Annotated in this window: 10 protein-coding genes; 3 read left to right on the top strand and 7 right to left on the bottom strand. The window is 69.4% G+C overall.

Annotation, left to right across the window (positions count from 1 at the left end; translation table 11 throughout):
* Positions 1 to 156: 156 nt before the first annotated feature.
* The 5 genes from OEB96_RS45620 to OEB96_RS45600 all read right to left on the bottom strand — a co-directional run bounded on the left by OEB96_RS45620 (position 157) and on the right by OEB96_RS45600 (position 8,195).
* On the bottom strand, positions 157 to 1,512 hold the full coding sequence (locus OEB96_RS45620) for an FG-GAP repeat domain-containing protein (RefSeq protein WP_266223301.1): 1,356 nt from the start codon (positions 1,510 to 1,512) through the stop codon (positions 157 to 159).
* A 199-nt stretch (positions 1,513 to 1,711) separates the two neighbouring features.
* Positions 1,712 to 3,949 (bottom strand): DUF3160 domain-containing protein, encoded by a 2,238-nt coding sequence (locus OEB96_RS45615; RefSeq protein ID WP_266223300.1) that lies wholly within the window; start codon positions 3,947 to 3,949, stop codon positions 1,712 to 1,714.
* Positions 3,950 to 4,043: 94 nt separating this feature from the next.
* Positions 4,044 to 5,573, bottom strand: a complete 1,530-nt coding sequence (locus OEB96_RS45610; RefSeq protein ID WP_266223299.1) for a phytoene desaturase family protein — start codon at positions 5,571 to 5,573, stop codon at positions 4,044 to 4,046.
* 120 nt (positions 5,574 to 5,693) lie between these two features.
* A complete protein-coding gene (locus OEB96_RS45605; RefSeq protein ID WP_266223298.1) occupies positions 5,694 to 7,730 on the bottom strand; it encodes a serine/threonine protein kinase in 2,037 nt (678 codons plus the stop codon).
* A 108-nt stretch (positions 7,731 to 7,838) separates the two neighbouring features.
* A complete protein-coding gene (locus OEB96_RS45600; RefSeq protein WP_266223297.1) occupies positions 7,839 to 8,195 on the bottom strand; it encodes a hypothetical protein in 357 nt (118 codons plus the stop codon).
* Between the two features lie 176 nt (positions 8,196 to 8,371).
* Between OEB96_RS45600 and OEB96_RS45595 the strand changes: the two genes are divergently transcribed.
* The 3 genes from OEB96_RS45595 (at position 8,372) to OEB96_RS45585 (ending at position 10,140) form a co-directional block, all read left to right on the top strand.
* Positions 8,372 to 8,611 carry a hypothetical protein gene (locus OEB96_RS45595; RefSeq protein WP_266223296.1) on the top strand — a complete coding sequence of 80 codons (240 nt, stop codon included), beginning with the start codon at positions 8,372 to 8,374 and terminating at the stop codon, positions 8,609 to 8,611.
* A gap of 72 nt (positions 8,612 to 8,683) precedes the next feature.
* Entirely contained in the window at positions 8,684 to 9,583 is a 900-nt protein-coding gene (locus tag OEB96_RS45590; protein WP_266223295.1) for a hypothetical protein, read from the top strand.
* Complete coding sequence (locus OEB96_RS45585; RefSeq protein ID WP_266223294.1) at positions 9,580 to 10,140, top strand: hypothetical protein; 561 nt, start codon at positions 9,580 to 9,582, stop codon at positions 10,138 to 10,140. The genes OEB96_RS45590 and OEB96_RS45585 overlap by 4 nt, the downstream gene beginning before the upstream one ends.
* A 24-nt stretch (positions 10,141 to 10,164) precedes the next feature.
* Here OEB96_RS45585 and OEB96_RS45580 read toward each other — a convergent pair whose 3' ends face one another.
* Together OEB96_RS45580 and OEB96_RS45575 are read right to left on the bottom strand one after the other, a co-directional pair.
* On the bottom strand, positions 10,165 to 10,683 hold the full coding sequence (locus OEB96_RS45580) for an SRPBCC domain-containing protein (protein ID WP_266223293.1): 519 nt from the start codon (positions 10,681 to 10,683) through the stop codon (positions 10,165 to 10,167).
* Positions 10,680 to 11,048 (bottom strand): ArsR/SmtB family transcription factor, encoded by a 369-nt coding sequence (locus OEB96_RS45575; RefSeq protein ID WP_266223292.1) that lies wholly within the window; start codon positions 11,046 to 11,048, stop codon positions 10,680 to 10,682. The genes OEB96_RS45580 and OEB96_RS45575 overlap by 4 nt, the downstream gene beginning before the upstream one ends.
* Between the last annotated feature and the right edge of the window lie 5 nt (positions 11,049 to 11,053).

Raw genomic sequence — 11,053 nt, 5'->3', positions numbered from 1 at the left:
CAAGCGTGACCGGCAGGAAGGGCTGAGAGTATCCTCCGTTGTAGTTGCTCATGCTGTGCTCCATGGTTTCCGCCACGGCTTCCAGGCACATCACCACGTCCGCGCACGCCATTTCGACGCGCGCACCACGTACCCTCCTGGAATGCGGTCTACGAGCTACGGGGTGGAAAGCAAGGCGATCCCATCTCGGGGTATTGCGTCACCCTTGAGATCCTCGAGGAGGATGTCCATCAGTCCATCCCCATTGAGATCGGCCACGGCGTAAACATCCAACCCATCCGACCCATCGACGGGGCGAAGTCGTGCGGGATCCGGCACTGGCTCGAGTGAAGCAACGACGTACTTGCCATCGACCCTTGCGAACACGTCCGGTCGGCCGTCTCCGTCGAACTCGGCGATATCGATCAGGATGTATGCATCCAATCCCATGGCGTCCGTATGGTGCACCACGGGCTCCTCGAACATTCCGTCGCCGTTCCCACGGATGAACGCGACGCCGCCGGAGATGCTGAAGATCAGATCGAGGTTCCCGTCCTCGTCGAAGTCGACCCGGTACATGCCAATGGCATGCGTCCCTCCGGCCGGGAACGAGCCCACGTACTCGACGGTCTGCAGGCTCGGCCGCGTCAGGAACACGTAGAAGCGCCACCACTGTGGATCGTAGTCCGCAACGTACGGGTCGCAGACGTCTCCGAATTCTCGAACGACGAAGTCGTCCACGCCGTCTCCGTCGAAATCGCCGAACAGCGACTCTCCGAAGCTCTGGCACCCGGAGAGTTCGATCGGCCCCTCGATTCCTTGCCAGGTCTCCCCCTCCCGCTCGAAGATCCACCCTCCGCGGACCTCCCCGGGCATCCACATCGTCGCCACGATCTTCTCGAGCTCGCCGTCGCCGTCGCCATCGATCGGCACGGGCAGCCCACTGGCCAGCCAGTCGTCGTCTCCGTACCACGTGTTTGCGAGGTGGGTGACCGGGGCGAGCGTGCCGCCGAGGTTCTCGTGATACGAGACGATCCCTGGGCCGTACTGGAAGAGGACGTCCGGGTCACCATCGCCGTCAAGGTCCCGATCGGCGCTGGCCACCCCGAAGCTGCCGACCCCAGGCTCGGTCTGCCAGCGCTTCACGAATCGTCCGTCCTCGTACACGATCGACATCATGTCGGGAAACGGGTCGTCGATTGGCCTGGCGAGCGCGAGCAGTTCGTCGCGACCGTCTTGGTCGAGATCGGTCGTCACGATGCGCGGGGCCGACAAGAACTCGATGTCGAGGTCGGCCCACACCACGCGCTGCTTCGCATAGCAGAGCTGCTCCGGATCGACGATCCCATCCCCGCACCCCTCGGGCAGCGGTTCACCCACGTCCGGCGGCACATCCCCGCTATCGCTCATCGAGGTCGAGCTCGGCGCGGGCGGTGGCAGCACCGAGGAGCCGAGCGCCACCTCATCATCGGAGCCGCACGCGCCCGCTTGGAGCGCCCATGCCAGCGCCACGAGCGCTGTTTCGCCGCGCATCGAAGCTCCGCGGCTGCCCGGCGCCTCCATCGACTCTCAGTCTTGCCACTGAGCCGAGCATGGCAAACGGCAGGCACGAAATACTACCGTCACCGGCCACGCCGTTCGGTACACCGTCCTCCCACGAGTCGAACCTCGTTCCGGGCCGCGACGAGATCGACCTTGCCCAGCCAGGCGTCGCGCAGGGCCCCCCGCCCCGCTACGGCAGGAACGACCCCGTCCATCCCGGCCGTGCCGGTTCGCTGCCGCCATCGAGCGCGGCCCTCCAGTCGCTGTCGGACCACCGATCATACCCTTCGGTCAACACGTCGTAGTAGCTCGAGATCGGCCCCACGTACGCCCGCGGTCCGTCGCACTGCGGCACGGTCAGCACCATCAGCACCGGATGCCCGGTGGCCATGTGCTGGACCCATCCGCGCTCGTTGCCCGCCTCGTCGGTCGGGGCCGTGTGCACATCGGCGATGGTCGGCGCGAACTCGGCCACCGTGTCTGGATCGTAGAACAGCCCGGGATACCAGCCGTCGTAGACCACCTCGCCGCAGCCCACGATCTCCTGCTCGATCGTCCCGCCGAGGAAGGCGATCTCCTCGCCCGACAACAGCTCCTGGTCGAGCTCCTTGACCGCGATCCGCCGCAGCGTCTGCATGGTCGTCTCCCAGCCCTCGAAGTACTGGGTCGCGCTCGGCAGCCCGTACCCGATGGCGTCGAGCTCCTCCATCATCGTGCGCCCCAGCACGCCGATCCTCTCCATGCGGGCATAGAAGGCCGGGACCGGCTCGACGTAGGCATCGGGGTACTCGCAGCCGATGCCCCCGGAGTACGACTGCTTGACGTAGAGCAGCGTGTCGTGGCGCAGCTCGCCCCGCGCGGCGGCACGGGTGTTGAGCGCCTTGTCCTGCCAGGCAGCCGTGCGCATGGCCTCGGGGTACTGCGGGCGCTCGTCGGCGTTGGTCAGGGCCCGGATCCCGGAGAGCCACGCGTTGTAGAAGTTGGCCTCCCAGAAGTCGGCGGGGTGGCTGTCGACGAGGAAGCGCAGCTCGTGCAGCACGCCCTGGTAGGGGTACTGCTGGAGCTGCGGGGCCAGGTGCTGGGCGGCGGCGTTCGAGCCCAGCACGAACTGGGCGTCGAGCTCGTCGGGCAGCATGCGGGTCACCTTGGATCCGCTTCGCAGATCGAGCACGCGATCGTACGTGACGTTGTGGAACACGTAGGAGTCGATGGTGAAGCGCTGGCCCAGGAGCTGATAGACCCGCGGCAGCCGCAGCGGCGGATCCATCGGGTTGGTGTACATGATCTGCGACATGATGCGCTGGATGCCGTAGCGACCCACGATCAGCGCGTCGCGCAATTTCTCGTCGGCGGTCGCGGCGAGCTGCGACAGGTCGGCGATGCCGGCGTCGGCGAGGAACTGCGGCACGTCGGCGGGGCTCATGCTGTCGCGCTCGCCGATGATCCGCCCGAGCACGAAGTCGATGCGATCCCAGCGCGCGAGCGCGCCGCTGTCCTCCATGAGCGTCTGCAGCAGCACGGCGCCCTCGAGCGCGGTGCGATTGAACTGGACCGGCTCGCCGGGCGGGTAGAGCACCATGGCTAGATCGGTGCGGCCCAGCCAGATCATGGCCCGGAAGTAGCGCTGGAGCACGGGGTCGTCCTCGTAGTGCCCGCGCGGCTTCATCTGGCTGAAGTCGTAGTCGTAGCTCGCCCCGAACAGCTGCAGGTGCCCGATCCCCTCCGCCGCGACGCCGTCGAGGATCGCCTGCACGCGGTCGAGGTTGCCCACGTCACCGACGGGCTCGATCGGGGTCTCCGACAGCAGCTGGCGCGCCACCGTCAGGTACACGTCGAGGTCGTTGGCGGCCGTGTCGAGGCCAGGCGGCAGCGCGCTGGTGCTCATCGCCTCGCCGAGCGCCACGTGGGTCTCGGCGAGCAGCAGGCGCAGCTCGGGCTCGAGCGCCACGAGCTCGAGATCCATCAGGATCGCATCGAAGGAGCGATGCAATGCATAGAGGATGCTGTCGCTGGTGACGAGCACCGGAAGATCGGCATAGTAGAGATCGTGGTAGCCCGACTCGAACGTGTCGACGGGCGCATGGGAGAGCGCCACGAAGCCCTGATCGGCCAGCACGGCCTGCTGCGCCGGATCGATGCCGGCGAACGCGGTGATCTCGTCGAGGAAGACCGACGACAGCGGGTCGTACGACAGGCTCGCGACCATCTCGGGGGCGGGGTAGCGGGCGAGGAAGGCGTCGACCGACATCTGGGCCGCCTCGGCCTGTACCTCGGCGTACTGCTCGAGGAAGGGGTCGGGCTCGGGCAGGGGGAGCTCGGGATGGGGATCCTCGTCGGGCGTTGGAGCGGGGTCGAGCTCGGGATCGGGACCCAGCGTGGGCGCGGGTCCGTCACTGCCACAAGCCAGCGACAGGGACGCGCTCAGCACCGCAAAACTTATAAACCCAACTTTCATGACCCCAGGCTAACCCAGGTCGATGGGGGAGACAAGGACTGCGTGATCGGCGCGAAGCGCGGAGCGATCACGCGATGTCGCGGAGGGCAATGCGGGCCGCGTTGTAGCCACACATGCCGTGCACTCCGGCACCCGGATGCGCGTAGCTCGAGCACAGATAGAGCCGCTCCACCGGCATGCGGTAGCGGAAGTAGGGGAACACGGGGCGAAACAAGAGCTGGCGGTTCCATGCGTTGGAGCCGCCGCCGAGATCTCCACCGACGAGGTTGGCATCCATCGCCTGGAGGTCGGGCGGGCTGACCACGGCGCGCCCGAGGATCGTGCTGCGAAAGCCGGGGGCGAGCCCTTCGAGCCGTGCCTCGACGCGATCGGCGAACGCCTCGGCATGGGCCGACCACCCCCCCTCGAGCCGCGGCGGGACCCGCGAGTAGGCCCACAGCGTGTGCTTGCCCTCCGGCGCGCGCGTGGGATCGGCCAGGCTCTGCTGACCCACCACCAGGTAGGGATTGTCGGGCAGCTCGCCCCGCCGCACCTGCGCGGTGAACCGCGAGAGATCATCGAGGTCGTCCCCCGCATGCACCACCGAGGCGAGGCGCGCTGACTCCACCGACCAGGGCACCGGCTTGGCGAGCGCCCAGTCCACTTTGAACGTGCCCCAGCCCCGCGGGTAGGACTGGGCGAACTCCACCAGCCGGCCCGGTACGTGCTCGCGCTCGAGCAGGCGCAAGAACAGCGCGCCTGCGTCGGTGTTGGCCAGCACCGCCTGGCGAGCCGTGATCTCCTCGCCCCCGGCCAGCCTCACGGCATGGGCCCGGCCGTCGCGAACCACGATTTCGTCCACGCGCGCGCCCAGGCGAACGCTGCCGCCGTGGTGCTCGAGCACGCGCACCAGCGTGTCGGCGATCGACTGGGCGCCGCCCTCGGGCACCACGTAGCCCCCGGTGGTCGCGGTCATCCCCAGCATGAAGCCCAGCGCCGCGCCGAACCAGTCGTCGGGCCCCACGTCCACGTGGAGCGCCAGGCCCGGGAGCACGCGACGTGCCGCCTCGCTGCGAAACCATCGCCGTGCCAGCCCGCGCCCGCTCGAGAGGAACACCCCGGCCAGCCGCAGTAGGTTCACGGGCAGCAGCCTGAGCATCGGCGCGATCGCGGGAAACGGCTCCATCAGCAGCGGCAGCAGGTGCGGCTCGATGCCCGCATACCAGGTGGCCACGCGGCGCCAAGCCTCGCCGTCCTCGGGGCTGCCGAATCCTCTGGCCGTCACGTCGTGATCACGCGAGATGCAGGCCCAGGTGCCATCGGGTGCGGGGTGGCAGCTCTCGATCTCCGACGAGCACCAGCGCAATCCATGCCCCACCAGATCGAGCTCGCGAAACGCGGTCGAGAGCGCCCCCCAGGGGAAGAACGCTGCGCCCACGTCGTGCACGAAGCCGGGCAGGGTGCTCTGCACCGAGCCCACCGCCCCGCCCGGGCGCTCGGGATGGGCCTCGAGCACCAGCACGTGCATCCCGGCGCGAGCCAGCACGCAGGCCGCCGTGAGCCCGTTGGGGCCCGAGCCGATCACCACCACGTCGGGGTCGCGAGAGGAGGCCTGCATCGGCCGCGACCGTACCTCAGGCACGCTTCGCGTGTCTGTTCTTGGCGGCCCGCTTGGGGGCGTCGCCTGGCGGCGCCGCAGGGCCTGCCGGCACGCTTCGCGTGCCTGTTCTTGGCGGCCTCAGCGACGCCGCTTGCGACCGCCCGAGCTGCTGGTGCCCTTGGACGGTCGCGCCCGATAGGCCTTGGGCACCACGGGGTCGATCCCCGCGAACATCCGGTCGTGCGTGGCACGGGCCTTCTCGAGCTGGTCGGCTGCCCCGGGACACGCGGCGGGCTCGGCGTCGTCCTTGGGAGCCGACCCCGTGGGGACCGTCACCCCCCGCAACGTCCCCACCAGGAAGCTGTCGGGGTGGGCGCTGGCGTCCTCGAGCGCACGGCCGAACGCCGCGCAGGGGTCCTCGGCCTCCGACGCCTGCCACAGATCGAGCGCACGCTGCAGCGGCCGGCTGATCTCCTGCCCGCGGTCGTGCCCCTCGAGGTGGGTGATGAGCGCGTGCCGGGACTCGAACGGCAGCGGCTTGCCCTGCACGTTGAGCCACTCGAGCAGCTGATCGTCCATCCGCGTACCGAGCAGCTCGATCGCCAGCGTTACCGCGGGCTCGCGGAGCTTGGCGTCGTCGAGCAGCTCGCCGAGCTCGGTCATGAAGGTCTCGTCGTCGAGCTGCCCCGCGTCGGCTCGAATCGCAGAGGCGTAGCTCTGCAGCGCCGCCGCGCGGTTGTCGGCGCCCGCGAGCGCGACGAGGACCTGGCCCATGCGACGGTGCAGGCCCGCGTCGTTCGGATGAGCCTCGAGCAGCGGACCCAGGGTGATGCGTGCGGATTCGTACTGCTTGGCCGCGATGAGCAGGTCGACCCCGGTGTAGTTCGCCTCGAGCGAGCGATTGCTGGGCGCGTCCTCTTGGGCGTCCTCCCCGTCGGCGTCCTCCCCCGCCTCGCCGGTCTTCGCCTTGCCCGCCTCGCTCGAGCCCCCGAGCAGCGCCTCGAGACCCGAGCGCGCAGCCTCGGCCTGAGCCTCGGGAGCGGGCGCCGCAGGCTCGTCGTCGCCTCCCCCCGCCGCCACCGCGATGATCACCACCAGCAGCAGCGCCCCCACGCCCCCGGCGGCCAGCTTCGTCGTCTTCGAGGGTGGCCCCCACGCGGGCCCGCCCCCACGCGGCGGCACCATCACGGGAGGACCCGCGGGGACTGGCGACGGTGCCGCCCCGGGCATCGCGGGCACCGTCAGCGTGCCCGGGGTCGCTGCCATTCCACTCGTGGGCGCGGGCTGGGGTGCGGGCTGGGGTGCGGGCGCGAGCGCCTCGCGAACGTCTGCGACCGCCTTGCGGGTCTCGGCCGCGCTGGCATGGCGCTGCTCGGGCTTCTTGGCGAGCAGCTTGGTCACCAGCCCCCGCACGGGATCGGGCACGTCGTCTGGCAGCGCAGGCGGCTCGTCGCGGATCTGCTGGCGGAGCACCTTGAGCGGATCGTCGTCGTCGAACGGCAGCCGCCCCGCGAGCATCGTGTAGAGCACGACCCCGGCCGCGTAGAGATCGGCGCGGGCGTCGATCTCGCCCCCGGTGGCCTGCTCGGGGCTCATGAAGTGGGGGGTCCCGAAGATCATCCCCATCTGCGTGAGCTGCTTGTTGCCCGAGCCCTCCTGCAGCTTCACGATGCCGAAGTCGAGCAGCTTGACCCGAACCTTGTCGCCGTCGCGCGCCAGGAACACGTTGTCGGGCTTGATGTCACGATGGACCAGGCCGTGGCCGTGGGCGTGCTCGAGTCCCGCGAGCACCTCGTCGATGATCCCCAGCGCGCGCTCGGCCGGGAGCGGTTGCTGCAGCTCGTGGCCGAGCGGCGTGCCCTCCAGCAGCTCCATCACGAGGAACTGATACTCCTCGTCGTTGCCGAAGTCGGTGACCCGCACGCAGTTGGGATGGTCGAGCTTGGAGACCGCAGATGCCTCTCGCGCAAAGCGAGCGCGCATCTCCTCGCTGCCCATCAGATCCTTGTGCAGCAGCTTGACCGCCACCGAGCGCTCGAGCCCCGTGTGGTAGCCGCGATAGACCGCTCCCATCGCGCCGATGCCCAGCACCGCATCGAGGCGATAGCGGCCCCCGATGACCTGACCCACCAACGCCTCGGCTCGCGCGTGGATGTCGTCGGGATCGAGCTGCATGGATGACAGGGTTGCAACGTTCGCAGAGCGACGCAAACGGCGGCCCACGCCAAAATCGAGCCCCGAGGGGCACGTACGCGCGCCCGTTCGCTCGGCCCGTAGCGAGCGCTACGAGCTCGGCACCGCGCCACCCGGAGGCGGCGTCTGGATCGCGTCGAGTCGTTCCTTGACCCCCGCGGCATCGAACATGCACCGCGGCACCTGCTTGAGGTCGGTCGCTCCCTCGATGCAGGCGGCCGATCGATCGAACTCCTCTGGATCGTTTTGGTGGAGCGTCTGCATGCGCGTGAGACAGGTGTCGTCGCCCTGGGTCGTCTTGGCCAGGCGCTTGGCCCCCTCGTCACCGCCGGCGGCCGCCTTGGTGGCCAGCTCGTCGATCTTGGCGCACACCTTGGCCGGACCGGACGTGCAGCCACCCAGCACCGCCATCGCGGCCACGAGCAGCAGAGCATTGGATCGGGTCATGGGATCCTCCTCGCTCGGGAGGATACTAGGGTTGCCCCCGCTCGGCATGGGGCCGCGCCTTCGTGTCGGTGGACCGGACGCACAGCCCGCTCGATGCCACCACAGGAGCCCAATTCGTTCACTTTCGCACTTGCTCCCCTCGCGGCACGAGTCAGGGTCAGCGACGGAGAGACATCATGATCACGCGAGCCATCCTTGCCTGCCTCGCGGGCACCATCGTCGGCCTGGGCATGACCTGGGCCCCCACCACGGCGCAGGCCAACCTCACCACCCCACCCCAGCTCGGAGCCCGTGACTGCGGGTACAACAACCTGTTCTGCGAGGCCGACGGGTCCAATAGCTGCATCGTCTGCGGGAGCGGCTGGGACATCACCTGCTACGAAGATCGAACGACCTGTCCCGACCTGACCATCTAGCTGGCTTGAAGACCCGCTGGTCGGAGCGTCGGCCCCTTGCAGACACACTCCGACCGGTGGGACGAGGTCTCGATGAACGACGAGAGACGAATCCTGCTGGGCGGCGTGCTCGTGGCCCTGGTGCTGGGGCTGCTGGTGCTTCGCGCCAGCACCTCGCACCTCGGTCACGCCGAGCTGCGTGCTCACTCGCCCGGCGAAGACGCGCCCGTGCCCGTTGGAGCTCAGGACGGTCGCGAGGGCCGGGGCGTGGGAGTCGTGGTGCGAGCCGTCGATCCTGCGATCCCCTCCGCCGGGTGGCGCAGCAGCGAGCTCGACCCGGAGCTCCTCGACCAGGTGCTCGAGCAGCCGCTCGATGCCGTCCTCCTCGACGTCGACAGCAATACCGAGCTGATCCCATGGCTCGAGGGCCTCGTCACCGACGACGCGTTCGGCCGGGCCGTGGCCGAGTGCCGACGCTCGCACGAGCGACACCAGCGAGGCCGCTGCAATTGGGATCAAGACGTGGTCTTGCAGCGCTCCCCCGACGGGGAGACCACCGTGGTCGCGGTCGAGCCGCGAACCATTCCGGGCGAGCACAGCCCCGAGACCAGCGAGATGGCTTCCGACTGTCGGGCCTGGGCGCGGTGCGTGGCCGCGGCCTGGAAGGAACGTCCGGGCCGGTTTCCCCACGGGGTCGACGATCGCGTGACCACGACCAAGGACGGTGCGCAGCTCGTCGCGCTGCGCTCGGGGGTGCACCACCTCGAGGCGTACGGTCTCGATCCGGCCGCGTACCGAGCCCGCTACGAGGAGGCCATGGCCCAGCTCGAGGCGAAGATGGAGCAGCGAGAGCAGGCCTACCAGCGCGCCGAGGACGAGGGACTTCGCAGCCGGCGGTCGCTCGACAACCTCTACTACAGCCTGCTGCTCGAGCGCGGTCGACACGATGACTACCGGCGCTACCTCGAATACCTGCAGGAGCACGCACCATGAGCTCGAGATCGTCGTCCATGCACAGCCGCGTCTTCATCCTCGGTGCCGCCTTCCTCCTGGGTCTGGGAATCACCATTCCCCTCGTGGACAGCACCCCCTGGCGCAGCGTGCTGCGCACGTTCGACGTGGTGCTCGTCGACGAGGACTGCGGGTTCAGCCAGATCGCAGCCCACTGTCTGCGCAGCGCACCTCGGGCGATGGTTGGGCGGACCGGTGCCGTGGCCGTGCCCACGGCAATCCGCGGTCCAGCCTCGCTTCGAGCGTGTCGCGAGACGCGGGCGGCCGTGGCCGCATCGGGGGATCTGGTGGCGCGCCTGTCGTCGTGGACGCACTCCGAGGCTGCCTGGTGCCAGCGGCTGGCCCAGGGCGCTCGCGAGTGGCTCGTCTCCCGGGCCGGCGGGGAGCAGTGGCCGACCTTCGTCCACCGTGGCGAGCTGGTGGGCGTGGGCCTGATGGCCGAGCATTTCGAAGCCGTGGGTGAGTCGAGCGCGGCGGCCCGGCTGCCCGAGTGCATCGACGATCACTTGCTCGGTCGACGCGATCACTCGGACCGGTGAGGCCGGTCGGGGAGCCAGCCCAGCTCACTCGCTGCGCTCGGCGTGCATGCGCAGCGAGGTCATCAGCTCGCCCCACCAAAGCCCCATCATCCGCACGAATGCGGGCACCGGCAGCTCGTGGCGCGCGGGGTGGTCCGGCCGGATCTCGCTCCAGCCGCGGTGGATCACGGTCACCAGCGTGGCGCTTCCGCCTGCGGCATCCGCCATGTGCACCTCGACCTCGGTGCTCTCGTCCTTCTTGAAGTTCACGTTGCGCCAGCGCAGCAGCAGGCGCTCGGGAGGCTCCCAGCCGATCACCTCGCCGGTCTGCACGACCTTCTCCGTGCCTTGCTTGGTCTCGAACGACTCGAACAGTCGTCCTCCGAGCCCCGGCTCGAGGTGCACGATTCCGCGTCGCGACCCGGCCACGCGGTACTTCAGCCCGCGGCGCCACCACTGGTCGATCTCCTCGGTGAAGATCCGCCACGCCTCCGGCCGCGGAACGGCCACTCTCACGCTGACCTTGGCCTGATCGCCCGGCCGGGGCTGCACACCGTCGTTCATCGCGGGCGCCTCGCCTTCTTGGTGGCCTTCGTCTTGGTGCGAGCGCTCGCTTCTGCGTGCACGCGAAACGCCTCGAGCTGATCGCCCCAGAAGGCCGAGACCTCGTCGACCCAGCTTCGCAGCTCCTGCAAGGGCTCGGGGCGCAGCCGGTAGATCCTGACCCGCGCGTCGTCCTCGTGGGCTTGCTCTTCCACCACGCCCGCTCGCCGCAGCACCCGGAGGTGGCGGCTCATGGCCGGTGGGCTCAGCGACAGCGCCTGGGCCAGGGCGCCCGCGCGGCGTGGTTCCTCGCCCAGGAGGTCCACCACCGCGCGGCGCACCGGGTCGGCGAGCGCGTCGAGGGTCTGGTCGAGCGCGGTGCTCACGAGAG

This window comes from Paraliomyxa miuraensis (assembly GCF_026337845.1).
Lineage (GTDB): Bacteria > Myxococcota_A > Polyangia > Nannocystales > Nannocystaceae > Paraliomyxa > Paraliomyxa miuraensis.
Note: the sequence above shows the minus strand (reverse complement) of the source record. Positions and strands in the feature narration are given on the sequence as shown.